Annotated in this window: 17 protein-coding genes and 1 riboswitch; of the genes, 14 read left to right on the top strand and 3 right to left on the bottom strand. The window is 65.4% G+C overall.

Annotated elements, in window-relative coordinates; translation table 11 throughout:
- The first annotated feature begins 56 nt into the window (after positions 1-56).
- From AC0KWY_RS14450 to AC0KWY_RS14435, 4 genes are all read left to right on the top strand, one after another.
- Positions 57-1,421: a sigma-54-dependent transcriptional regulator gene (locus tag AC0KWY_RS14450; RefSeq protein ID WP_474026193.1), complete on the top strand. Its 1,365-nt coding sequence runs from the start codon at positions 57-59 to the stop codon at positions 1,419-1,421.
- Entirely contained in the window at positions 1,418-3,430 is a 2,013-nt protein-coding gene (locus tag AC0KWY_RS14445; protein ID WP_474026192.1) for a sensor histidine kinase, read from the top strand. Before AC0KWY_RS14450 ends, AC0KWY_RS14445 begins: the two co-directional genes overlap by 4 nt.
- A gap of 58 nt (positions 3,431-3,488) precedes the next feature.
- Positions 3,489-3,558, top strand: a riboswitch (S-adenosyl-L-homocysteine riboswitch).
- 79 nt (positions 3,559-3,637) lie between these two features.
- Positions 3,638-7,297 carry a methionine synthase gene (gene metH, locus AC0KWY_RS14440; protein ID WP_474029735.1) on the top strand — a complete coding sequence of 1,220 codons (3,660 nt, stop codon included), beginning with the start codon at positions 3,638-3,640 and terminating at the stop codon, positions 7,295-7,297.
- 13 nt (positions 7,298-7,310) lie between these two features.
- Positions 7,311-7,550 (top strand): DUF3079 domain-containing protein, encoded by a 240-nt coding sequence (locus AC0KWY_RS14435; RefSeq protein WP_474026191.1) that lies wholly within the window; start codon positions 7,311-7,313, stop codon positions 7,548-7,550.
- A 23-nt stretch (positions 7,551-7,573) separates the two neighbouring features.
- On the opposite strand, the gene rsgA is transcribed toward AC0KWY_RS14435, so the two are convergent.
- Positions 7,574-8,578: a ribosome small subunit-dependent GTPase A gene (gene rsgA / locus AC0KWY_RS14430; protein WP_474026190.1), complete on the bottom strand. Its 1,005-nt coding sequence runs from the start codon at positions 8,576-8,578 to the stop codon at positions 7,574-7,576.
- Positions 8,579-8,703: 125 nt separating this feature from the next.
- Here rsgA and AC0KWY_RS14425 point away from each other — a divergent pair, with 125 nt between their 5' ends.
- Complete coding sequence (locus AC0KWY_RS14425; protein ID WP_474026189.1) at positions 8,704-10,401, top strand: IS1634 family transposase; 1,698 nt, start codon at positions 8,704-8,706, stop codon at positions 10,399-10,401.
- Between the two features lie 576 nt (positions 10,402-10,977).
- Here the strand turns inward: AC0KWY_RS14425 and AC0KWY_RS14420 are convergent.
- Together AC0KWY_RS14420 and AC0KWY_RS14415 are read right to left on the bottom strand one after the other, a co-directional pair.
- A complete protein-coding gene (locus AC0KWY_RS14420) occupies positions 10,978-11,907 on the bottom strand; it encodes a hypothetical protein (protein WP_474026188.1) in 930 nt (309 codons plus the stop codon).
- 183 nt (positions 11,908-12,090) lie between these two features.
- Positions 12,091-12,699 carry an ORF6N domain-containing protein gene (locus tag AC0KWY_RS14415; RefSeq protein ID WP_474026187.1) on the bottom strand — a complete coding sequence of 203 codons (609 nt, stop codon included), beginning with the start codon at positions 12,697-12,699 and terminating at the stop codon, positions 12,091-12,093.
- Between the two features lie 204 nt (positions 12,700-12,903).
- Here AC0KWY_RS14415 and yjjJ point away from each other — a divergent pair, with 204 nt between their 5' ends.
- The 9 genes from yjjJ to AC0KWY_RS14370 all read left to right on the top strand — a co-directional run bounded on the left by yjjJ (position 12,904) and on the right by AC0KWY_RS14370 (position 23,921).
- Positions 12,904-14,208, top strand: coding sequence for a type II toxin-antitoxin system HipA family toxin YjjJ (gene yjjJ / locus AC0KWY_RS14410; RefSeq protein WP_474026186.1), 1,305 nt, complete (start codon positions 12,904-12,906; stop codon positions 14,206-14,208).
- Between the two features lie 227 nt (positions 14,209-14,435).
- A complete protein-coding gene (gene cptA, locus AC0KWY_RS14405) occupies positions 14,436-16,133 on the top strand; it encodes a phosphoethanolamine transferase CptA (RefSeq protein WP_474026185.1) in 1,698 nt (565 codons plus the stop codon).
- Positions 16,134-16,140: 7 nt separating this feature from the next.
- Positions 16,141-16,797 carry an HAD family hydrolase gene (locus AC0KWY_RS14400; RefSeq protein ID WP_474026184.1) on the top strand — a complete coding sequence of 219 codons (657 nt, stop codon included), beginning with the start codon at positions 16,141-16,143 and terminating at the stop codon, positions 16,795-16,797.
- Positions 16,798-17,006: 209 nt separating this feature from the next.
- Positions 17,007-17,951 carry a TAXI family TRAP transporter solute-binding subunit gene (locus tag AC0KWY_RS14395; RefSeq protein WP_474026183.1) on the top strand — a complete coding sequence of 315 codons (945 nt, stop codon included), beginning with the start codon at positions 17,007-17,009 and terminating at the stop codon, positions 17,949-17,951.
- A 6-nt stretch (positions 17,952-17,957) separates the two neighbouring features.
- A complete protein-coding gene (locus AC0KWY_RS14390; protein ID WP_474026182.1) occupies positions 17,958-20,027 on the top strand; it encodes a TRAP transporter permease in 2,070 nt (689 codons plus the stop codon).
- Positions 20,024-20,404: a DUF1850 domain-containing protein gene (locus AC0KWY_RS14385; protein ID WP_474026181.1), complete on the top strand. Its 381-nt coding sequence runs from the start codon at positions 20,024-20,026 to the stop codon at positions 20,402-20,404. Before AC0KWY_RS14390 ends, AC0KWY_RS14385 begins: the two co-directional genes overlap by 4 nt.
- Positions 20,386-22,257, top strand: a complete 1,872-nt coding sequence (locus AC0KWY_RS14380; RefSeq protein ID WP_474026180.1) for a sensor histidine kinase — start codon at positions 20,386-20,388, stop codon at positions 22,255-22,257. Before AC0KWY_RS14385 ends, AC0KWY_RS14380 begins: the two co-directional genes overlap by 19 nt.
- On the top strand, positions 22,238-22,597 hold the full coding sequence (locus tag AC0KWY_RS14375; protein WP_474026179.1) for a 5-carboxymethyl-2-hydroxymuconate Delta-isomerase: 360 nt from the start codon (positions 22,238-22,240) through the stop codon (positions 22,595-22,597). Before AC0KWY_RS14380 ends, AC0KWY_RS14375 begins: the two co-directional genes overlap by 20 nt.
- The gene (locus tag AC0KWY_RS14370; protein ID WP_474026178.1) at positions 22,590-23,921 is read left to right on the top strand and encodes a sigma-54-dependent transcriptional regulator; all 1,332 of its coding nucleotides are present in this window, start codon (positions 22,590-22,592) and stop codon (positions 23,919-23,921) included. Before AC0KWY_RS14375 ends, AC0KWY_RS14370 begins: the two co-directional genes overlap by 8 nt.
- Positions 23,922-23,954: the final 33 nt, after the last annotated feature.

Below are 23,954 nucleotides of genomic sequence, written 5' to 3'. Positions count from 1 at the left end.
TCCAATTGCCTGACGAGGCTGGGGTTTGCGATGATGCGGCATACGCGGAGTAAACCATGGAAGAAAAACAATTGGTCGACGGCCAGGCAACGTTGCCACACCCGTTCTCGATCCTTGTCGTCGACGACGAGCCGGGCATGCTGAGTTTCCTGCAGCGGGCGCTGGCCCAGCGCTACGGCCGGGTCGACACGGCGGGCAGCGTCGAGCAGGCGGTCCCCCTGCTGCGCCAGCGGCTCTACGACCTGATCGTGCTCGACATCGCCCTGCCCGGCCGCTCCGGCATCGAATGGCTGCACGAGTTGCGCGACGACGGCTTCGCCGGCGACGTCATTCTGGTCACCGCCTACGCCGACCTCGATACGGCGATCGACGCGCTGCGCGCCGGCGCCTCGGATTTCCTGCTCAAGCCGTTTTCGGTGGCGCAGATGGTCAATGCTGTCGCCCGCTGCTTCGAGCGCTCGCGCCTGCGCCGCGAGAATTACGTGCTGCGCCGGGAGATCGCCGAGCGGTCGACGGCAGTCGATGGCGTCGTCTGCCAGTCCGACTGCATGCAGAGTGTCTGCGAGCGCCTCAAGCGCATCGCGCCGACCAACGCCACCGTCCTGCTGACCGGCGAATCGGGCACCGGCAAGGAAGTGGCCGCCCGCGCCCTGCACCAGATGAGCCCGCGCCATGGCGGCCCCTTCGTGCCGATCAACTGCGCGGCGATCGCCGCCGAACTGATCGAATCCGAACTCTTCGGCCACGTCCGCGGTGCCTTCACCGGCGCCCAGCGCGCCCGCGAAGGGCTGTTCTACTACGCCCAGGGCGGCACCCTGTTCCTCGACGAAATCGCCGAACTGCCGGCGGCGGCGCAGGCCAAGCTGCTGCGCGTGCTGGAGGAGAGACGCATCCGGCCGGTCGGCTCGGAGCAGGAAATCCCGGTCGACGTGCGGGTCATTGCGGCGACCAACCGGACGCTGAAGGACGAAGTCGCCAGCGGCCGCTTCCGCCAGGATCTCTACTACCGGCTGCAGGTGGTCGAAGTCTGCCTGCCGCCGCTGCGCGAGCGCCCCGACGATATCGCCCTGCTCGCCCGCCATTTCATCGCCGGCATGGCGCAGTCGCTGAACGTGCCGCCGCTCGAACCGACACCGCGCATCCTCGCCGCCATGGCGGCCTACGACTGGCCCGGCAACGTCCGCGAGCTGCGCAACTTCATCGAGCGTTCGCTGATCCTCGGCTGGTTCGACCTCGATCTCGACGACGAGACCGCCGGCGAAGCCGGTCCGGCAGCGCCGGAAACGCTGGAAGCGGTGGAAAAACGCCACATCCTGGCAATGCTTCGCAGCTGCCACGGCAACAAATCGGAAGCCGCCCGCCGGCTCGGCATCTCGCGCAAGACCCTCGACCGCAAGTGCACAGCCTGGGGCTGCGAGTGAGCGACGGCGCACCCCGCCAGTCGATCCGCCGCCGCCTGCTCGGTCTGGCCCTGCTGCCGCTGGGCATCGTCCTGCCGCTGCTGCTGGCGACGCTGGCCAACTGGAGCAGCGGCTACGTCGACCGCCTGCTCGAAGCCAAGGTCGGCGCCGACCTCGCCATCGCCAACAGCTACTACGAGCGCGTCGGCGCCGGCATCGGCACCGCCGTCGATGGACTCGCCACCTCGGCGCGCCTGGCCGAACGGCTGGCGCTGCCGGAAACCGGTCAGCCGGCGGCGATCCACCGCTGGCTGGCGCAGGAAAAGACCCGCCTGCAGCTCGACTTCCTGCACCTGCTCGACCCCGACGGCTGCACCCGCGGCTATCGCCAGCCGCTCTGCTTCACCGGCTGGCCGGTAATCGACAGCGCCGGCCGCGGCCGTTCGCTGACCGAGACCGACGTCTTCTCCCGCGCCGAGCTCTCGGCCATCGACCCCCGGCTGGCGCAGAACGCCCACACGCCCTTGCTGCCGACCCTGAACGCCGCTCCCGACCCGCGCGTCGCCGAGGAACGCGGCCTCGTCATCCACGGCGCGGCGCCGGTATACGACCGCGCCGGCAAGCTGCGCGGCATCCTGGCCGGCGGCGTCCTGCTCAACGGCAACCTGGGTTTCATCGACCGCCTCAACGACATCGTCTACCCCGGCGGCAAGCTCTTCTTCGACGGCGTCGGTACCGCCACCCTCTTCCTTGGCGATGTCCGCGTCGCCACCAACGTCCGCCTGTTCGAAGGCGGCCGCGCGATCGGCACCCGCGTCTCGCGCGCCGTCCGCGACGCCGTGCTCGGCGAGGGGCGTACCTGGCTCGACCGCGCCTTCGTCGTCGAGGACTGGTACTACTCGGGCTACCGGCCGCTGCAGGACAGCCGCGGCGAGCGCGTCGGCATGCTCTACGTCGGCTTCCTCGAAAAACCCTTCGCCACCGCCAAGCGCACCGCCTTTCTCGTCGTCGTCGCGCTCTTCGCGCTGGCCATGCTGCTCGCCGCCGTTTTCGCCGCGCTCTGGGCACGTCGCATCTTCCGGCCGATCGAACGCATGCACGCGACGATGAACGCGATCGAGGGCGGCCGCAGCGACGCCCGCGTCGGCCCGGTCGCCAACGCCGACGAGATCGGCGAACTGGCCCGCCATTTCGACCGCCTGCTGGAACGCCAGCAGGCACAGGCCGAGGCGCTGCAACGCTGGGGCGAAGCGCTCGACGGCAAGGTGGCGCAGCGCACCGCCGAGCTGGAGGAAGCGCTGGCCAAGCTGCGCTCGACCCAGGGCCGCCTGATCACCAACGAGAAGATGGCCGCCATCGGCCAGCTGACCGCCGGCGTCGCCCACGAGATCAACAATCCGATTGCCGTCATCCAGGGCAACCTGGAACTGGCCCGCGAACTGCTCGGGCCGCAGGCCAAGCCGGTCGAAACCGAATTCCGGTTGATCCTCGACCAGGTCCATCGCATCCGCCTGATCGTCACCAAGCTGCTGCAGTTCGCCCGCCCCCAGGAATACGTCGGCTATCTGGAGCCGGTGAGCGCCAGCCAGTTGATCCACGATTGCCTGCCGCTGATCGGCCACCTGCTCAAACGCGGCAATATCGCGATCGAACAGGAAATTGCTTCCAACCGCCTGGTCACCTGCAACAAGAACGAACTGCAGCAGGTGCTGATCAACCTGCTCGCCAACGCCATCCAGGCGATGCCCGACGGCGGCCTGCTGCGCCTGGCCGCCGAAGACTGGGACGAGGCCGACATGCCGATCGGCCTGCGCCTGAGCGTCGCCGATTCCGGCCCCGGCATCGCCCCCGCCGAACTCGACCGCCTCTTCCAGCCCTTCTACACCGCGCACAAACCGGGCGGCCACGGCCTCGGGCTGTGGGTCAGCAAGTCGCTGGTCGAGCGTTACGATGGCCGCATCACCGTCACCAGCGAAGTCGGCCACGGCGCCTGTTTCACGCTCTGGCTGCGCTGCGAGCCGCTCGGCTGAGCACCTGTTTTTGCAGGGAAAACTTGGCTTTCCCGGGCGCGGCGGCTACACTTCGCGTCCTGCCGAGGAGCGCTGCGACCTTTCTGACGAGGGCCAGGCTCGGCAACGATCAACGGCGCTCGCAAACCCTGTTCCATACGCCGGTTTGCAGCGCCGTTCGTTTTTTCGGCGTCCCGGTGCATTTTCGTATTGCCGAGGTAATCCATGATCCAGCCCGACCGTTCCACCGAACTCCAGTCCCTGCTCGAACAACGCCTGCTCGTCCTCGACGGCGCCATGGGCACGATGATTCAGCGCCACGGGCTGAGCGAAGCCGATTACCGTGGCGAGCGTTTCCAGGATCACCCGCACGACCTCAAGGGCAACAACGATCTGCTGGTGCTGACCCGCCCCGACGTCATCGGCGGCATCCACCGCGAGTACCTGGAGGCCGGCGCCGACATCCTGGAAACCTGCACCTTCAACTCGACTGCCGTCTCGCAGGCCGACTACAACCTGACCGAACTGGTCTATGAGCTGAACTTCGAAGGCGCCGCGCTCGCCCGCCGCCTGTGCGACGAATTCACCGCCCAGAACCCGGCCAAGCCGCGCTTCGTCGCCGGCGTCCTTGGCCCGACCTCGCGCACCGCGTCGATTTCGCCCGACGTCAACGACCCCGGCTACCGCAACGTCACTTTCGACGAACTGGTCGCCAACTACGTCGAAGCCACGACCGGCCTGATCGAGGGCGGCGCCGACATCCTGCTCGTCGAAACCGTCTTCGACACGCTGAATGCCAAGGCCGCGCTGTTCGCCATCGAGAAGTACTTCGACATCGCCGGCCGCCGCTGGCCGGTGATGATCTCGGGCACGATCACCGACGCTTCCGGACGCACGCTGTCCGGGCAGACCGCCGAGGCTTTCTGGAACTCGCTGCGCCACGTGCAGCCGCTTTCCTTCGGCCTCAACTGCGCGCTCGGCGCCAGCGAACTGCGCCAGTACGTCGAGGAACTGTCGCGCGTCTGCGACTGCTACGTCTCGGCCCACCCGAACGCCGGCCTGCCCAATGCCTTCGGCGGCTACGACGAAACCCCGGAACAACTGGCCGACGAGATTGCCGGCTGGGCCGAGCGCGGCATCGTCAACATCGTCGGCGGCTGCTGCGGCACCTCGCCCGAGCACATCCGCGCCATCGCGCAACGTGTCGCGGCGCTCACCCCGCGCCAGAAACCGGTCATCGCACCGGCGCTGCGCTTGTCCGGGCTGGAAGCCTTCAACGTCACCGCCGACTCGCTTTACGTCAACGTCGGCGAGCGCACCAACGTCACCGGTTCGCGCGCCTTCGCCCGGATGATTTTGGAGGGCCGCTTCGACGACGCGCTCGCCGTCGCCCGCCAGCAGGTCGAGAACGGCGCCCAGGTGATCGACATCAACATGGACGAGGCGATGCTCGATTCGCTCGCCGCGATGGACAAGTTCCTCAAGCTGATCGCCTCGGAACCGGACATCTCCCGCGTGCCGATCATGATCGACTCGTCGAAGTGGGAAGTGATCGAGGCCGGCCTCAAGTGCATCCAGGGCAAGGGCATCGTCAATTCGATCTCGATGAAGGAAGGCGAAGCCAGGTTCCTGGAACAGGCCAAGCTCGCCCGCCGCTACGGCGCCGCGGTGATCGTCATGGCCTTCGACGAAAAGGGCCAGGCCGACACCTATGCGCGCAAGATCGAGATCTGCGGCAAGGCCTACGAACTGCTGACCGGCATGGGTTTCCCGGCCGAAGACATCATCTTCGATCCGAACATCTTCGCCATCGCCACCGGCATCCCCGAACACGACAACTACGCCGTCGATTTCATCGAATCGGTGCGCTGGATCAAGGAGAACCTGCCGCACGCGCACATTTCCGGCGGCGTTTCCAACGTCTCCTTCAGCTTCCGCGGCAACGACCCGGTGCGCGAGGCGATCCACACCGTTTTCCTCTATCACGCCATTAAAAACGGCATGACCATGGGCATCGTCAATGCCGGCATGCTCGGCGTGTACGACGATCTGGAGCCGGAACTGCGGGCCAAGGTCGAGGACGTGGTTTTGAACAAGAACCCCGGCGCCGGCGAGGCGCTGGTCGATTTCGCGCAGACGGTCAAGGAAGGCAAGGCCAAGGACGCCGGCCCGGACCTGAGCTGGCGCGAGCAGTCGGTCGAGAAGCGCCTCGAACACGCGCTGATCAAGGGCATCACCGACTTTGTCGTCGCCGACACCGAGGAAGTCCGCGTCAAGCTGGAAAGCGAAGGCAAGCCGCCGCTGGCGGTCATCGAAGGCCCGCTGATGAGCGGCATGAACGTCGTCGGCGACCTGTTCGGCGCCGGCAAGATGTTCCTGCCGCAGGTGGTCAAGTCGGCGCGCGTCATGAAGCAGGCGGTCGCCCACCTGCTGCCTTTCATCGAAGCCGAAAAGGCCCGCACCGGCCTCGGCTCCAAGGGCAAGATCCTCATGGCCACGGTCAAGGGCGACGTGCACGACATCGGCAAGAACATCGTCGGCGTCGTGCTCGGCTGCAACGGCTACGACGTCATCGACCTCGGCGTCATGGTGCCTTGCGACAACATCCTCAAGGCAGCGCTCGAACACAAGGTCGACATCATCGGCCTCTCGGGCCTGATCACCCCGTCGCTGGAAGAAATGGCGCACGTCGCCGCCGAGATGAAGCGCCTCGGCATGAACCAGCCGCTGCTGATCGGCGGCGCGACGACCAGCCGCGCCCACACCGCGATCAAGATCGCCACCAACACCGACAGCCCGGTGGTCTACGTGCCGGACGCCTCGCGCGCCGTCGGCGTCGCCACCAAGCTGCTGTTGACCGACCAGAAGGCCGGCTACGTCGCCGAAATCGCCGCCGAGTACGAAACCGTGCGCGCCGAGCACGCCGGCCGCAAGGGCGCCACGCTGGTCAGCCTGGCCAACGCCCGCGCCAACCGTTTCACATGGAACGAAAGCCACACGCCGGTCAAACCGGCGCAACTCGGCCGTCAGACGCTGGACATTCCGCTCGCCGACCTCGTCCCCTACATCGACTGGTCGCCCTTCTTCCAGAGCTGGGACCTGGCCGGCCGCTACCCGGCCATCCTCAACAACGACGTGGTCGGCGAAACCGCCCGCCAGCTCTTCCACGACGCGCAGGCGATGCTGGCGAAAATCGTCGCCGAAAAGTGGCTGACCGCCAGAGCCGTGTTCAGCCTCTACCCGGCCCGCGGCGAGAACGAGGACATCGTGCTGTACACCGACGAATCGCGCCGCGTCGAGGCCGCCCGCTGGGTCGGCCTGCGCCAGCAGATCAAGCAACCGGCCGGGCGTTTCAACACCGCACTCGCCGATTTCGTCGGTGAAAACGACTACGCCGGTGCCTTCGCCGTCACCGCCGGCCTCGGCATAGCCGAGCGCGTCGCCGCCTTCGAAGCCGCCCACGACGACTACTCGGCGATCATGTTGAAGGCCCTGGCCGACCGCTTTGCCGAAGCCGCCGCCGAATGGCTGCACGCGCAAGTACGCACGCACTACTGGGGCTACGCCAAGGACGAAAAGCTCGACAGCGACGCGCTGATCGCCGAGCAATACCAGGGCATCCGCCCCGCCCCCGGCTACCCGGCCTGCCCCGACCACACCGCCAAGCGCGAGCTGTTCGCCCTGCTCGACGCGCCGGCGATCGGCATGGCACTGACCGAATCCTGCGCCATGACCCCGGCCGCCGCCGTCTCCGGCTTCTACATCGGCCACCCGGGCGCCAAGTACTTTGCCATCCCCAAGATCGGCCGCGATCAACTGGAGGACTGGGCCGCGCGCAAGGGCATGGACCTCAAGGAAGCCGAACGCTGGCTGGCGCCGCTGCTGTAATTGAGGTGGAGCGATGGCCAAGCGCTTCCCGCTCCATCCCAAGCACCCCGAGCGCATCTGCTGGGGCTGCGACAAATACTGTGCGGCCCGCGACCTGCAATGCGGCAACGGCTCCGGCCGCACCATGCATCCCGCCGAAATGCTCGGCGATGACTGGTACACCTGGGGCGACTGGGGCATAGAACCGGACGAGAACGATCCATCAGCGGCGGCAAGGCCGCTGATGGCTACAGAGGACAAGGCGGACAAGTAGCCCGCCTTCGGTCCCATCAGACCTCAATACTCGTGCCGCCGCCCCCTCGCCTTGCCGACGGCGCGCACCAGCTTGCCGAAGGCCCGATCCTTGTCGCGTTTCTCGTGCAGGGACATCTCGTGAAACGCCGATTCCCGCAACAGCTTCTGGTAGTTGCGGAAACGCTCGGTGTCCACTTCGCCCTCGGCGATGGCGCGCTGGATGGCGCAACCCGGTTCGCGCTCGTGCGTGCAGTCGGAGAAGCGGCAATCCCCCGCCAGCGCCCGGATGTCGGCAAAGCTGTCGGCGATGCTCTCGCTGACATCGAGCATGCCCAGTTCGCGCATGCCCGGCATGTCGATCAGGCTGGCACCGCCCGGCAACGGGATGAGCTGGCGGCGCGTCGTCGTGTGCCGGCCTTCGCCGGACTGGCTGACCGCGCCGGTCGCCAAACCCTCGTCACCGAGCAGACGATTGACCAGCGTCGTCTTGCCGACCCCGGACGAACCGAGCAGGCAGCAGGTCCGGCCGGGCTGGATCAGGTCGCGGATCGCCGCTATGCCCTCGCCGCTGACGTTGCTCAGCGCGACGATGCGGGCGCTGATGCCGGCCTGACGGATCTGCGCGACAAGTTGCTCCAGCTCCGCCGTAGCGATCAAGTCGGTCTTGGTCAGCACGACGATGGGCTCGATCCGCCCCTCGCTGGTCAGCACCAGGTAGCGCTCCAGCCGGCGCAAATTGAAATCGAAGTGGCAGGACTGGACGATGAAAGCCAGGTCGATATTGGCGGCGATCATCTGGAACTCGACCGCGCTGCCCGGCCGCTTGCGGCGCAGGAAGGAGCGGCGCGGCAGCACCGCCAGGATGCTGGCGTGGGCGCCGCCATCGTGCATCCTGACCCGCAGCCAATCGCCCACACAGGGCAGGTCAACGGCGGAAGCGCTGCTGTAAGCCGCCCGGCCGGTGAGGCGGGCGGGGATTTCGCAGGCGGCGCTGCGGATCAGGTACTGGTCACCCGAGTTCGACAGTTCGAGCCCAAAAAAGGCCATTTTCGAGCAGTTGCCCACGCAGCCATGCGGGTTTCAAGGCGATTTTCCAAAAAGTCGTGTAGTGGCACGTCGCTGGTTTTAATAGCTATATTTGACAAGCATTGCCGTGCTGGTAAAGTATTGGCATGTTCCTCAAGATCACTCGTTCCGGTCCGCGCCAGTATCTCCAGCTTGTCGAAGCCTTCCGTGACGACGCTGGCAAGGCCAAGCATCGCACCCTGGTCACGCTCGGTCGCCTGGATCAACTGACCGACAGCCTGGATTCCGTCATCTCTGGCCTGCTCAAGGTCACCGGTCGGCCGGATTTCCTGAATGCTCCATTGCCCGCAGTCGAGTTCGAATCGGCGCGTGCGCTCGGCAACGTCTGGGCACTCAACGAACTGTGGGAATCGCTGGGCTTTGGCGAACTGCGCCGCGTGTTCCGCAAGACCCGGCACAGCATCGATGTCGAAGCGCTGATTCGGGTCATGGTGTTCAATCGCCTGTGTGATCCGGAGTCGAAGCTCGGTATCTTGCGCTGGCTGGAGACGGTAGCGATGCCGGACGTTGAGGTGGAATCGATCACCCATCAGCATCTGCTGCGCAGTATGGATGCCCTGGTCGATCATCAAACTGAAGTCGATGCTATGGTCGCCAACTTGCTGCGCCCCTTGATCGATCAGGAATTGTCGGTGGTGTTCTACGACATGACCACCATTCGCACGGAAGGTACCTCTGACCAGGAAGGCGATGTCCGCCAGTTCGGCATGGCCAAGGAAGGCCTCATCGCCCGTCAGGTCATGCTGGGAGTGGTGCAAACGGGCGATGGCCTGCCGATTTATCACGAGGTGTTTGCCGGCAACACGGCGGAATCGCCCACCTTGTTGCCGACCTTGAAGACGGTGCTCGAACGCTTCCCGTCGATTTGCAGGGTGGTGCTGGTGGCAGATCGGGGCTTGCTGTCGCTGGATAACCTGGAGGCGCTCTCCGAGATCCGCCTGCAAAGCGGTGAGCCACTGGAATTTGTGCTGGCCGTTCCCGGACGACGCTACAGCGAATTTGCCGAACTGCTCGACAGCTTTCAGGCGCAGTGCGTCGATGCTGAGCAGGAAATCGTCAGCGAATTGCCGTGGCGTGGATTGCGCTTGGTCGTTGCCCACGATCCTGACGTCGCCAAGGATGCCCAGGCATTGCGCCGCGAACGAATCGAAGCGCTGGAAGCTCAGGCGAACGCGTGGGTAGGCAAACTCGATGCGCAGGATGCCGGGGTGAAAGCCCGTGGCAAAAAGCTCTCCGACAGCGGCGCCAAGGCGCGGCTGTATCACGCGGTCAAGGATGCGCATCTCGCCAATATCATTCGCGTCGATTTGAAGAATGAGCTCTTTGCCTACGAAATCGACCCCGATGCCCTGGCGCTGGCTGAACTGATGGATGGCAAATTGCTGCTGGTAACCAATACGCCGGATTTGTCGCCACAGTGCGTGGTTGACCGTTACAAGTCGCTCGCCGATATCGAGCGCGGCTTCCGGGTGCTGAAATCGGAAATCGAGATTGGCCCGGTGTTTCATCGACTGCCAGAGCGGATCAAGGCGCACGCTGCCATCTGCTTCATTGCCTTGATCCTTTACCGCGTCATGCGACAGCGATTGAGCAGCGCCGATGCGCAACTGTCGCCGGAGCGGGCGCTGCAGGAGTTGCAGAAGCTTCAGCATCATCAGATTCGCATCAATCAGGCCGAACGGCCAGTCACTGGCATTTCTCGCCTCTCCGAAACACAGGACCGCGTTTTTGCCGCTTTGAGATTGAAAAAACCGACGCAACCACAGCAACTTTCTCTCTTGTAGTACACGTTTTTGAACTGCGGTTCATATAAAACAACAGCTTGCGCGTTTAACTGTCGAACTCGGGTGGTCACGGTCAACCGCCGTCACCCGGGCAATCGCCTCGTCCGGGCCGCAAGGCACAGGGGTTTCCTGGCCGTCGGCAGCAGAAAAAGTGGATGGGTCGGCCGGCGCAGACGAAGGCGCGGCCATCGGTTTGGAAATGCTCATGTTGGTCTTCCATTGGCGTCATTTGAACGAACAGAAACGGCAAACCACCTGCGGGTGGTCTGCCCGGTCTTTCGATCCCGATAACCTCAATCCCCTGCGGTCGCAGGGAAAAGGGTTATCGGATGACGGCAAGCTCCAACATCCAAACCTCAATCAAGTCAGGCGCGCCGAAACGGACAACGCAAGGGAATGGTAGCCAGGGGGCGAGGGGAAGGCAATGAAGATGGACAAGCTGGCGTAGCTTGGCGGCAAGGCGTCTGCAGATTTGCGACACCGGCAACGTGAGCAATCTTCGGCAACGTTTTTTACAGGGAGAAGCTATTAAAGATAGTGGGAAGCTAACCCATTCGTTGGGCTCAATAGCACGTGTCAGTTATTACGTCGTAACCCAAAATGAAATCTACCCATTGCCCACCAGACAGATTCCAAATAATCGTTTTTGTAGCCCACAATCCCGCATATCAAGCGCGAATTGAGACGCGAGAGATGATGCGGAAAGTAATGTGCATTTTGGTCCGAGGAGCCAAACCCAATGCTCGACCCAACCCACATCGCCTCATGAAATAAATCATTTCTGGCATTGTATAGTTTCTCTATTAGGGCACTGTCACTGGGAATGCCGTACTCCGAGAGCAACACGTCAAACCTTCCTCGATGGTTCTTGGCTTTGGGGGCACTGGGATTTAAAGCGATATGAAACTTATAAATGGCGTCGAAAACCATATAGTGATGAATGAAGGCATCCCAGTCCCATTCCAAGCTTCGTGCCCGAGTTAGCACGTACAAAATGTTTATCAAGCGTATGCGGATATCTGGAGGTTTTAATCGCCACCACTTGTATATGTACCCAAGAAAATCCAAGCAGGTTTCTGGACTAAATAAGATATTGTTTGTCGGTTTAAGCGGAACGCGCCCCTCGAAGCGCCAATCTGAAAATTGCAAGCGAGTGCCATATAAATATGCCAGAGCGTAAATAATTAAAGCATCGTCAGAGCACGTCGTGTTCGAATTATCTAAGGGTGAATCAAGTAAGAGTCTGTGCGAAGGGGGCAAACTGTAAACTGATGCGGGTCGCTCCGAACGCGCTACCTTTTTCTTTTTTTCATGTGTGCGTGGATCAATCGTGTAGGTCGCCACCTCTGGCGGGTAATAGTAGCCGTCACGATTTGACTGTCCCTCAAACCACTTCAAACGATCAGCATAATCTTCTAGTGGTGTAATCCTCCCACCGCTAAAATCTCCAGCAATTGTTTCAGAGAGGAACCCGAATTGTCGTTCGTGACGCTGTTCAGTAGTCATTGGCAGCCAACATAAGAATCAGCGGGCGCCACGTGCGCAAAACAGGCCCGGCTCATTTTTCGGGGACGAGAGCATTTATAACGCCTAAAGCGTATCTGTACCGGGATTGATTGTCTGCCACCGGGCCGCGAACAACAACCAACCCGAGGGGGAATCGTTCCAGGCGGAATGGATCGCCGGCTATCATTCACGCCTTTCTTTGACTGCCTTCGGCTTTCTGGCTTCGTCAGCTGACTGCACGAAGCCAATAGGACGCTTGCTGGGTTCCGGCGGGGTCATCAGCTGACGGATCGCCTCGAACACCTGCTTGAGCTGAGCGCGGGTGGTGTGCGCGAAGTTGTTCTGCTGGAGGGCCAGGGCTTCGGTTTTCTCCTCCAGTTCATTGAGGCGCTCGGCCAGTTCGCCGTGGGTATTCGCCAGTTCGCGGACACGCACGAAGGTGCGCATGATCTCGATGTTGATCGCTATGGCACGCGGGCTGTTCAGCACCGACGAGAGCATGGCGACGCCTTGTTCGGTAAAGGCATATGGCGCTGTCCGGCGACCGCCTCGCCTGCCGTTTGAGATCACAAATTGTGATCTCAAAGCCGTAAGGTCATGATTTTCAAGATTAAACATGAAGTCTTTAGGAAAGCGTTCATGGTTGCGCTTTACCGCCTGAACCAGTACACGGGTTTCAACGCCATAGAGTTCTGCGAGATCGCTATCGAGCATGACTCGCTGCCCCCGCAAGACAAAAATCCGGCTACCGATCAGCGCCTGCACTGGCTCGCGCGCTTGTTCCTGGCTCATTGCACTTCCTCCTGTCTGAAGTTGCAGGACTGGCCTGCCCATGATTCAGCATCGCGCCAGATTATCCCAAATGCATTTTCAAAACATCCCAATCACGGCGGTCGCTCGGAGAAAGATGGCTTTGCCAGCCAGGATTTCGTGACGCCTGGCCATTGGCCGTCTAGAATAGCTATTCGTTTATCTATTCATTGATCTATTCACATCATGTCGCGCCACGCCGACGCCATCCGCCTGCTACTCGCTCAAGGGCCCTTGAGCGCGCGGCAACTCGTTGAAAAGACGGGTATCAGCCAGCCGACGGTGTCGCGGGCGCTGGCGGTGCTGGGCGACGAGGTGGTTCGTATCGGCGCCGGGCCGGCTATTCAGTACGCGCTGCGCGATGCCGGCCGGGCGGCAGTCGCCGCGCCGGTGTTCCGGGTCAGCGACGAAGGGCAGATTCGCGAGCTGGGCCGGCTGCTGCCGGTGCGGCCGGCGGGCTTCGTCATGCTCCAGGCCGATGGCGTCACGCTGCACAGCGACGGCCTGCCCTGGTGGCTGTTCGACATGCGGCCGCAGGGCTATCTCGGCCGCGCCTACGCGGCGGCCCACGCGGCCGGCCTCGGCCTGCCGGCGAATCCGGAACAGTGGAGCGACACCGACGTCCTGCAGGCGCTGCTGGCGCAGGGCCACGACGCCATCGGCAACCTGCTCATCGGCGAAGCGGCGCGCGAGCGTTTCCTGGCCATGCCGGCGCCGCAGCCGGTCGAGCGGGCGACGGCTTATCCGGCGCTGGCGCGCGCCGCGAGTGCCGGCGAACTGGCCGGCTCGTCGGCCGGTGGCGAGCAGCCGAAGTTCTGCGCCTACAACGAGCGCGGCCATGTGCTGGTAAAGTTTTCGGCGGCAGACGACAACCCGGTCAGCGAACGCTGGCGCGACCTGCTGCTGGCCGAGCATCTGGCGCTGGCGGTGCTGGGCATAGAGAGCGAGGTCTTCAATTTCGCCGGCCAGCGCTTCCTGGAAGTGCCGCGCTTCGACCGCGTCGGGCTCTTGGGCCGCGTCGGCGTCTTTTCGCTGCGCGCGCTCGACGCCGAATTCGTCGGCGATGCCGCCGCCCCCTGGCCGTCGCTGGTCGCCCGCCTGGCTGCCAGCGGCCAGGTTGAGGCGGGCGCTGTTGCCGGTGCCGCCTTGCTCTGGGCCTTCGGCACGCTGATCGGCAATACCGACATGCATGCCGGCAACCTGTCCTTCGTCAGCCGCCACGGCCGCCCGTACCAGCTGGCTCCGGCTTACGACGTGCTGCCCATGGGCTTCGCCCCGCGCGCTGGCGGCGCGCTTGTCGATACACTGGCACCGGCTGCCCTGATCGCCACCGTCGATGCCGATACCTGGCGACAGGCGCTGCAACTGGCCGAGAATTTCTTCGCCCGGCTCAGCGACACCGCCGCCTTCTCGCCGCATTTCCTGCCCTGCATCGCGGCTCTGGACCAGCACATCGACGAGGCGGCAAGGCGCATCGCCCGGCTGGGGTAGCCGTGCCGCTGCCCGGACCGCCCCCGGCGGCTACCGGGCAGTGCAATCGGCTACTTCAACGGCAGATAGATGTCCGTCAGCAGATCCGCTTCCGCAGTTTGCGGAAGCAGATTCAGACCTCGCGGAAGGCCAACGCCTTGTTGGTGTTGCCCCAAACCCCGGGCCGGGCGGATTTCGACCAAATCGAACTAGAATCACGTCCTTCGAAAATAACAAAGCACTCATTCATGCGCTCTATCGATTGGCGCGGCCTCGCCCGCGCCTTTGTCTTTTTCTGGTATTTCTCGGCCGTCACCCACGCGCTGCTCTTCTTCAGCGGCGCCACCGGCTTCCTTCCGCTGCGCCAGGGCTTCGTCTTCAGCCTGCTCTGGCTGGTCCCGCTGCTCCTCTTCCCCAACCGCGCGCGGCCGATCAGCGCCGCCATCGGCGTCGTCCTCGGGCTGGGCGCGCTGATCAACCTCGGCTATTTCTCGATCTACGGCCAGGAGTTCTCGCAAAGCGTCCTCTTCATCGTCTTCGAATCCAATCCGGCGGAAGCCAGCGAGTACATCGATCAGTACCTGAAGTGGTGGATGTTCCCCGGGTTGATCGCCTTCTGCGCCGGCGCCTATGGCCTCTGGCGCGGCATCCGGCCGCTGGCGATGGCGCCGGCCGGACGCTACCTGACGATCGCCGTGATCCTCGCCGGCCTGTTTCTACAGCCGACGTACAAGGTATTACGCAAACGTGGCCTGGACCCGGCGAAATATGTGGAAGCGATCGGCAACCGCATGGAACCGGCGGTACCCTGGCAGTTCGTCATCGGCTACGCGCGTTACCGCGAACAACTGGCCGGCATGGAGGCACTGCGCGAACACACCGAGCGCATCCCGCCGATCGAGAACCTGGTCGACCAGCGCGCCGGACAGCCGGGAACCATCGTCCTGCTGATCGGCGAATCGACCAGCCGCCTGCACATGAGCCTCTACGGCTACGGCCGGCCGACGAACCCGAAACTGGAAGCGCTGCGCGACCAGCTGACCATCTTCGACCAGGTCTATGCCGCGCGCCCCTATACCATCGAAGCGCTGCAGCAGATCCTGACTTTCGCCGACCAGCAGAACCCGGACCTCTACCTGACCCGGCCGTCGCTGATGAGCATCATGAAACAGGCCGGCTACCGCACCTACTGGATCACCAACCAGCAAACGCTGACCAAGCGCAACACGATGCTGACCAATTTCTCCGAGCAGATGGACGAACAGGTCTACCTGAACCACCAGCGCTCGCAGAATTCCTACAGCTTCGACACCAACGTCCTCGAACCGCTGCAGAACATCCTCAAGGACGGCGCCGAGCGGCGCTTCATCGTCGTCCACCTGCTCGGCACACACATGCGCTACAAGTACCGCTTCCCGCCGGAATTCGCCGTCTTCCGCGACGGCAGCGGCCTGCCCGAGTGGGCAAGCAGCGAGCACGTCGAAATGATCGACGAGTACGACAACGCGGTCCGCTACAACGACCACGTCGTCTCGTCGGTGATCGACACCCTCGCCGCTGCCGACAAGGCGTCGCTGCTGGTCTACTTCTCCGACCACGGCGAGGACGTCTACGACACGCCGCCGCACGACTTCATCGGCCGCAACGAGGCAAAGCCGACGCCGCCGATGTACGCCGTTCCCTTCTTCCTCTGGACCTCGCCGCAGTGGCGCGCCGAAGCGCCGGGCGACCTGGCGGCCGCCCGCAGCCGCCCCTACCAGCTCTCGCATTTCATCCACACCTGGGCCGACCTCACCGGCCTGCGCTTTGCCGGCTACGAGCCGGAAAAGAGCCTGATCAACCCGGCCTTCCGCGAACGCGAAATCCTGGTCGGCAACCCGGCCGACCAGAAATCGCTGCTCGATCTGCGCCAGCGGCTGAAACCACCCGCCACCACACGCCCCTGAGCCAGACATGCCGCGCTACCCGCACATCCTGTTCGACCTCGACGGCACGCTGATCGACTCGGCGCCGGCCATCCTCGCCAGCTTCCGCGATGCCTTCGCCGATGCCGGCGTGGTGCCGGTGCGGGCGATCGACGCCAGCGTGATCGGCCCACCGCTCGCCGAAACCCTGCAACTGCTCTCGGGCAGTGCCGATCCGGCGCTGCTGGGGCGGCTGGCCGAAGCCTTCAAGGCGAGTTACGACGGCGCTGGCTACCGGGAAACCGCCGCCTATGCCGAGGTTGGCGATTTGCTCGCCCAACTGGCCGGCGCCGGGCTGACGCTGTCGATCGCCACCAACAAGCGCCTCCACCCGACCCGGCTGATCCTCGACCACCTCGGCTGGAGCGGGTATTTCGCGCATGTCTACGCGCTCGACCTGTTCACCCCGCGCCTGCCGCACAAGGCGGCGATGATAGCCCGCCTGCTCGCCGACCAGGGCATCGCCAAGGAAGACGCCATCTACATCGGCGACCGCAGCGAGGACGGCGAATCGGCCGACGCCAACGGCCTGCCCTTCGTCGCAGTGACCTGGGGCTACGGCAGCCTGAACGCCGACGAGATGCGTGCCGGCTGGCGGGCGGCGGCACAGCCGGCCGCCCTGGCGACACTCCTGCTCGCCGACTGAAAGCGCAGCGCCGACGGTGCGGAATTCCGCACCGGGCGCGACGCCGATTCCGGAATTCCGCACCCGCGACCGTCGCCAGCCACCCGGCGGCCACCGCTTAATCCCGTGAAATCAGTCGCTTGCCTGCCCCAGCCGGCAACTGGCACAGCTTCTGCAAACGTTTCTCCGCAGCCGCCCAGCGGCGCATTCCAATTTACGGAGGAGAAACCATGAAACTGCGTTCCCTGATCGTCGCCGCCTCGCTGGCCGTCGGCGCCACCGCCGGCCAGGCGGCCGAGTTCATCAACGTGCTCACCGGCGGCACCAGCGGCGTCTATTACCCGCTCGGCGTCTCGCTGACCCAGATCTACGGCAAGGTGCTGCCCGATGCCAAGATGTCGGTGCAGGCGACCAAGGCCTCGGCCGAGAACCTCAACCTGCTGCAGGCCGGCAAGGGCGAAATCGCCTTCACCCTCGGCGACACGCTCTCCGAAGCCTGGAAGGGCAACGCCGAAGTCGGCTTCAAGGCGCCGCTGAACAAGCTGCGCACGGTCGCCGCAATCTATCCGAACTACATCCACTTCCTGGCTTCCGCCGATTCCGGCATCAAGTCGCTGGCCGACCTCAAGGGCAAGCGGGTTTCGGTCGGCGCGCCGAAGAGCGGCACCGAGCTGAACAGCCGCGACATCCTCAAGGCCGTCGGCATGAGCTACCAGGACTTCGCCAAGACCGAATACCTCGGCTACTCGGAGTCGGTCGAACTGATGAAGAACCGCCAGCTCGACGCCACGCTGCTCTCGTCCGGCCTCGGCGTCGCCGCCGTGCGCGACCTGGCCACCGCGCTGAAGATCGTCGTCATCCCGATCCCGGCCGAGGTCGTGGCGAAGATCGGCGACGCCGCCTACCAGTCCGGCACCATCCCGGCCAACACCTACAACGGCCAGACCACCGACGTGAACACCGTGCTCGTGCCCAACTACCTGATCACCCACGAAGGCGTGCCGGCCGACACCGTCTACAAGATGACCAAATCGATGGCCGAGAACCTCGACGCCATGGCCACCGCCCACGCCGCTGCCAAGGCGATCAGGAAGGAGAAGCTGGCCACCGGTTCGCCGGTACCGCTGCACCCGGGCGCCGAGAAGTACTACCGCGAAGCCGGCCTGCTCAAGTAAGCGATCATGAGCACTCACGTCTCCCCGCCCGAGATCGCGCAGGAGACGTTCTCCGAGCACGGCGCCCAGCGCCGTCTCGGGGGCGTCGCCCTGTTGCTGCTGACCGGCATCGCGCTGGCCTTCTCCCTCTACCAGCTAACCATCGCCGCCTTCCATCCGCTGTCCAGCCTGGTCATGCGGGCGCTGCACGTCGGCTTCCTGCTGACCCTGACCTTCATCCTCTTTCCGATCCGCAAGAGCGGGCGTCTCGACCGCGTCGCCCCGATCGACTGGCTGCTGGCCGCCGCCGCCTTCGCCCTCGCCGGCTACCAGTGGGTATTCGAGGTCGACCTGATCCAGCGCGCCGGCGATCCGAGCATGGTCAACCTGGTCGTCGGCACGGCGATGATCGCCCTCGTCTTCGAGGCCGCCCGCCGCATCCTCGGCCTGGCGCTGCCGACCATCTGCGCGCTGTTCCTGCTCTACGGCCTGTTCGGTCAGTACCTGCCGGGCGACCTCGCCCACCGCGGCTACGATTTCGCCCAGATCGTCGACCAGCTCGGCTTCGGCACCGAAGGCATCTTCGGCATCCCGACGCTGGTCTCGGCCAGCTACATCTTCCTCTTCGTGCTCTTCGGCGCCTTCCTCGAACACGCCGGCATGATCAACCTGTTCAACTCGATCGCGCTCGGTTTTGTCGGCCACACCAAGGGCGGCGCCGCCAAGGTGGCGGTCGTTTCGTCCGGGTTGATGGGAACAATCTCCGGCTCGGGCGTCGCCAACGTGCTGACCACCGGCCAATTCACCATCCCGCTGATGAAGCGCTTCGGCTACTCGGGCGTCTTCGCCGGCGCGGTCGAGGCGACTGCCTCAATGGGCGGCCAGATCATGCCGCCGGTGATGGGCGCGGTCGCCTTCATCATGGCCGAGAACCTCAACGTGCCTTACCTGGAGATCGTCAAGGCGGCGCTGATTCCGGCCATCCTCTACTACGCCACAGCCTTCTGGATGGTGCACCTGGAAGCCGGGCGCAAGAACCTCGACGGCCTGGCCAAGGAAGACTGCCCCAACCCGTGGCAAGCGATCCGCGAACAGTGGTACCTGGTGCTGCCCCTGGCCGGCCTGGTCGGCATGCTGTTCAACGGCTTCACGCCGATGTATTCGGGCATGGTCGGGCTGGCCCTGTGCGCCATCCTGATCCTCGGCGCCGCCGTCGCCGCGCGCATCTCCGGCACCGCCTTCCGCTTCGTCTTCTGGCTGGCGGTCGGCCTGGGCGCCTCGTTGCTGGTCAAATTCGGCGTTTATCCGGTGTTGACCGTGATCGCCGTACTGATCGTCCTCTGCCTGTTCGTCCAGGGCGGCCGCGAGACGCTGCGGGTGATGCGCAACAGCCTGGTCGACGGCGCCAAGCAGGCGCTGCCGGTCGGCGTCGCCTGCGCCATCGTCGGCGTCATCATCGGCACGCTGACGCTGACCGGCGCGGCGACCAATTTCGCCGGTTTCATCCTCAAGGTCGGCGCCGACCACCTGTTCCTGTCGCTGCTGCTCACCATGCTGATCTGCCTGGTGCTCGGCATGGGCATCCCGACCATCCCCAACTACATCATCACCAGTTCGATCGCCGCGCCGGCACTGCTCGACCTCGGTGTGCCGCTGATCGTCAGCCACATGTTCGTCTTCTACTTCGGCATCATGGCCGACCTGACGCCACCGGTGGCGCTTGCCGCCTTCGCCGCCAGTTCGGTGGCCAAGGAGCCGGCGATGAAGATCGGCGTCAAGGCGGTGCAGATTGCCATCGCCGGCTTCGTCGTGCCGTTCATGGCGGTCTACGACAACGCGCTGATGCTGCAGGGTGACCCGTCGGTAATCGCCGTCGTCTATATCGTCGGCAAGGCCTTGCTGGCGATCACGCTGTGGGGCGCCGCCAGCATCGGCTACCTGCGCGCGCCGCTGGCCGCCTGGGAACGCCTCTGGGCCGCGGCCGCCGCCTTCCTGCTGGTCGCCGCGATACCGCTCACCGACGAACTCGGCTTTGCCGCCTGCGCCGCCTTCATCGGCTGGCACCTGCTGCGCACCCGTCGCCTGCAGGCGCCATGAGCGCGATCTGCCTCGTCGCCGGCCTCCTCGTGGCGCCGCTCGGCGAGGCGGTGACGCTGCAATGGACGCATTCGATCCAGAAAACCCTGTGGGCGGAAGACTACCGCCTGCAGGGCGCCGCGCTCCGCCTGACCTCTGCCCGCGTCCTCGGCACCGGCGCCGGCATGGAGCCGCCGCCCGACGCGGTCTACCGTGACGGCGCCTGGCACTACACCCCAGCCCTGCCGGCGCTGCCCAAGGTCACGCTGCGTCACTCGCCCTACGTTGCCCCGTATACCGTCTGCGTCGGTGCCGACTGCCGGCCGCTGCCGGCCTGGCTACCCGGCCTGCCTGGCGACACGACGGTCGATCTGCAGCCATGCCCGCCCCAGCCCTGAGCCTGCCGGCCGGCGAAAAAACTGGTTACGATGCGGCCATGCCCGGATCGTCGCCGTCCCTCTCCCGCGTCTGGCTGCTCACCGCGGCGGCAGCGGCAAGCTGCCTGCTGGTCGGCCTGATCGGCTACCGCCTGCTGCTTGGCAGCTATCTGGCACACGAGCAGCAGGTGGCCAGCCAGCGCCTCGACGCTTTCGCGCTGTCGCTGGAAGCGACGCTCAACCGCCATGAATCGCTGCCCGGCCTGCTCGCCCTCGAACCGTCGCTCGCCGCGCTGCTGCGCGAGCCGGACAACGCGCAACGGATCGCCGCCGCCAACGCCTACCTGGAAGCGGCCCAGCAGGGCGCGGCGGTCGCCGCCACCTATCTAATTGACGCCGACGGCCTGACGCTGGCCGCCAGCAACTGGCGCCAACCGCGCAGTTTCGTCGGCCACAACTACGCCTTCCGGCCCTATTTCAGCGACGCGCTTGCCCACGGCCTCGGCCGCTTCTACGGCGTCGGCGTGACCACCGGCGAACCGGGCTATTTCCTCGCCGCGCCGGTGCGCAGCGCCGGCCGCGTGCTCGGCGTCGTCGTCCTCAAGGTTGGCCTGGAGGCGATGGAGCAGGCCATGGCCGAATCCGGCGACACGCTGCTGCTGGCCGACGCCGACGGCATCGTCTTCCTCTCCTCGCAACGGCGCCTGCGCTATCGCACGCTGGCCCCGCTGCCGGCCGCGGTCAGCGCCCGCCTGGCGGAAACCCGGCAATACGGCAACCAGACGATCCAGCCGCTGGCCGACCGCCCGCTGGCGCTCGACAGTTCGCCGCCGCAGCGGCTGGCCCTGGCCGGCGAACCGATCCGCGAACTGCTGCTGTTGAGCCGCCCGGTCGGCAATCTCGGTTGGCGCGTCGTCCAGCTCGGACATCCGGACGAAGCCCGCAGCGCCGCCTTTTCCGGGGCGATGGCGGCGGCGCTGGCTGCCGCTTTCGGCCTCGGCGTCGCCGCCCACCTGCGCCACCGGCGGCGGCGGCGCGAAGAACTGCGCCGCATCCACGGCGAACTGGAACAGCGGATCGCCGAACGCACCGCCGACCTGACCGGGAAAGTCGCCGAGCTGCAACGCACCGAGGCGATCCTGCACGAAACGCGCGACGCTGCGGTGCAGGCCGGCAAGCTCGCCGTCCTCGGCCAGTTGTCGGCCGGCATCAGCCACGAACTGAACCAGCCGCTGGCGGCGCTGCGCACTTTCGCCGACAACGCCAGCGCCCTGCTCGCCCGCGGCCGCTACGACGAGGTCGGCGAAAACCTGCAGATGATCGGCGAACTGGTCGGCCGCACCGGGCGCATCGTCCGCCAGTTGAAGACCTTCGCGCGCAAGGAGGCGGCGACGGCGCAGGCGGTCACTGTGACCAGTGCGATCGAACACGCGCTGCTGCTGCTCGAACCGCGGCGCCGCGACAGCGCCGCCACCATCGCCGTCAGCCAGGACGATCCGGCGCTGTGCGTCGTCGCCGAAGCCGGGCGTTTCGAGCAGGTGCTGGTCAACCTGATGCTCAACGGCCTCGACGCCATGCACGGACAACCGGCACCCCGGCTCGAAATCGACATCGCCCGGCGCGGCGCCAACGTCCGCCTGGCGGTACGCGACCATGGGCCGGGCATCGCCGACGACGTGCGCAACCACCTGTTCGAGCCCTTCTACACCACCAAGCCGGCCGGCGAAGGCCTCGGCCTCGGGCTGGCCATCTCGCTCGCCATCGTCGAGAGCTACGGTGGCACACTACGCACCGAGAACGCGGCCGACGGCGGCGCCGTGTTCGTGCTGACGCTGCCCGCCGCCGGAGACGACCATGCCGCACCTGACGCTTGAATACACCGCCAACCTCGCCCTCGCCCCGGCTGCCGCGCTGGGCGCGATCAACGCGGCAGCCTTCGACTCGGGGCTGTTCGGCGAGGCCGACATCAAGAGCCGGGCGTACTGCGTCGACGATTTCCGCATCGGCATCCAGCCGCTCGCCCGCGCCTTCGCGCATGTCCGCATCGCCCTCCTCGGCGGGCGTTCGCCGGAAGAACGCAAGGCCCTGGCCGACGCCGTGCTCGCCGCCCTGAGCGCAACGCTGCAGGCGCCGCCCGGCCACGAACTACAACTGAGCGTCGAGACCGTCGATCTCGACCGCGCCAGCTACGCCAAGGCGGTCGTCCATGGCTGAAGCGCCGGTCTTCCTGATCGAGGACGACGCCGCCGTGCGCAAGGGTTGCGAGCAGGCGCTGGCAATTGCCGACATCCCGGTGCGTGGCTTCGCCGACGCCGAAAGCATGCTCGCCGCGCTAGCCACGACGCGCCCGGCGGCCGTCGTCAGCGACATCCGCCTGCCCGGGCGCGACGGGCTGACGCTGTTGCGCGAGCTGCGCCAGTTCGACCGCGAGCTGCCGGTTCTGCTCGTCACCGGCCACGGCGACGTGGCCATGGCGGTCGAAGCGATGCGTAACGGCGCCCACGACTTCATCGAGAAACCCTTTCCCTCCGAACGGCTGATCGCCGCTGTCCGTAGCGCTCTTGAGAAACGCGCCCTGCTGCTCGAAAACCGGCAGCTCAAGGCGCAGTTGCACGCCGTCGGCGGCAGCGCGCTGATCGGCGAGACGCCGGCGATCCAGGCGATCCGGCAGTTGATCGCGACCTTGGCGCCAACCGGCGTGGATATCCTGATCAACGGCGAAACGGGCAGCGGCAAGGAAGTCGTCGCCCGCGCCATCCACGACGCCAGCGGCCGGCGCGGGCCTTTCGTTGCGGTCAATTGCTCGGCGCTGCCGGAAAGCGTCTTCGAGAGCGAACTCTTCGGCCACGAAGCGGGTGCCTTCACCGGCGCCGGCAAGCGGCGCGTCGGTCGTATCGAACACGCCGACGGCGGCACGCTCTTCCTCGACGAGATCGAATCGATGCCGCTCGCCCTCCAGGTCAAGCTGCTGCGCGTGCTACAGGAACGCAGCGTCGAACGCCTGGGCAGCAACCAGAGCATCGCCGTCGATTGCCGCGTCGTCGCCGCCAGCAAGACCGACCTCAAGGCGCTCGCCGACGCCGGCCAGTTCCGCGCCGACATCTACTACCGCCTCAACGTCGTCAGCGTCAACCTGCCGCCGCTGCGCCAGCGGCGCGACGACATTCCGCTGCTCGTCGCCGCCTTCCTCCAGGAAGCCGCCCAGCGCTACCAGCGCCCACCAGCGAGCTGGACGTCGGCCGACCTGGCGCGCTGGCAGGCGCACGACTGGCCGGGCAACGTGCGCGAACTGAAGAACGTCGCCAACCGCTGGGCGCTCGGTCTGCCCGACGGCCTCACCAGTCCCGTTACCGGTCCGGCGGCTAGTTCGCTGAGCGCCCAGGTCGACGCCGCCGAACAGCGCGCCATCGAGGCCGCGCTGCAGGCCAGCGGCGGCAACGTCGCCCACGCCGCCGAAGCCCTGCAGGTGCCGAAGAAGACGCTCTACGACAAGCTCACCCGCCACGGCATCAGCGCCGACAACTATCGGACACACTGACGGCCGATGTCATCTGCTCTGCTACCATCATCA

This window comes from Azonexus sp. MM2026_4 (genome assembly GCF_055901855.1).
This window is presented reverse-complemented; position numbering and strand designations above follow the sequence as displayed.

Excerpts from the sequence above, each read along its gene's own strand:
- AC0KWY_RS14375 (WP_474026179.1), top strand. The coding sequence starts at position 22,238 with ATGCCGCACCTGACGCTTGAATACACCGCCAACCTCGCCCTCGCCCCG.
- AC0KWY_RS14380 (WP_474026180.1), top strand. The coding sequence starts at position 20,386 with ATGCCCGCCCCAGCCCTGAGCCTGCCGGCCGGCGAAAAAACTGGTTAC.
- AC0KWY_RS14415 (WP_474026187.1), bottom strand. The coding sequence starts at position 12,699 with ATGAGCCAGGAACAAGCGCGCGAGCCAGTGCAGGCGCTGATCGGTAGC.
- AC0KWY_RS14395 (WP_474026183.1), top strand. The coding sequence starts at position 17,007 with ATGAAACTGCGTTCCCTGATCGTCGCCGCCTCGCTGGCCGTCGGCGCC.
- AC0KWY_RS14420 (WP_474026188.1), bottom strand. The coding sequence starts at position 11,907 with ATGACTACTGAACAGCGTCACGAACGACAATTCGGGTTCCTCTCTGAA.
- yjjJ (WP_474026186.1), top strand. The coding sequence starts at position 12,904 with ATGTCGCGCCACGCCGACGCCATCCGCCTGCTACTCGCTCAAGGGCCC.
- AC0KWY_RS14370 (WP_474026178.1), top strand. The coding sequence starts at position 22,590 with ATGGCTGAAGCGCCGGTCTTCCTGATCGAGGACGACGCCGCCGTGCGC.
- AC0KWY_RS14400 (WP_474026184.1), top strand. The coding sequence starts at position 16,141 with ATGCCGCGCTACCCGCACATCCTGTTCGACCTCGACGGCACGCTGATC.
- AC0KWY_RS14390 (WP_474026182.1), top strand. The coding sequence starts at position 17,958 with ATGAGCACTCACGTCTCCCCGCCCGAGATCGCGCAGGAGACGTTCTCC.
- AC0KWY_RS14385 (WP_474026181.1), top strand. The coding sequence starts at position 20,024 with ATGAGCGCGATCTGCCTCGTCGCCGGCCTCCTCGTGGCGCCGCTCGGC.
- cptA (WP_474026185.1), top strand. The coding sequence starts at position 14,436 with ATGCGCTCTATCGATTGGCGCGGCCTCGCCCGCGCCTTTGTCTTTTTC.
- AC0KWY_RS14450 (WP_474026193.1), top strand. The coding sequence starts at position 57 with ATGGAAGAAAAACAATTGGTCGACGGCCAGGCAACGTTGCCACACCCG.
- rsgA (WP_474026190.1), bottom strand. The coding sequence starts at position 8,578 with ATGGCCTTTTTTGGGCTCGAACTGTCGAACTCGGGTGACCAGTACCTG.
- AC0KWY_RS14435 (WP_474026191.1), top strand. The coding sequence starts at position 7,311 with ATGGCCAAGCGCTTCCCGCTCCATCCCAAGCACCCCGAGCGCATCTGC.
- AC0KWY_RS14425 (WP_474026189.1), top strand. The coding sequence starts at position 8,704 with ATGTTCCTCAAGATCACTCGTTCCGGTCCGCGCCAGTATCTCCAGCTT.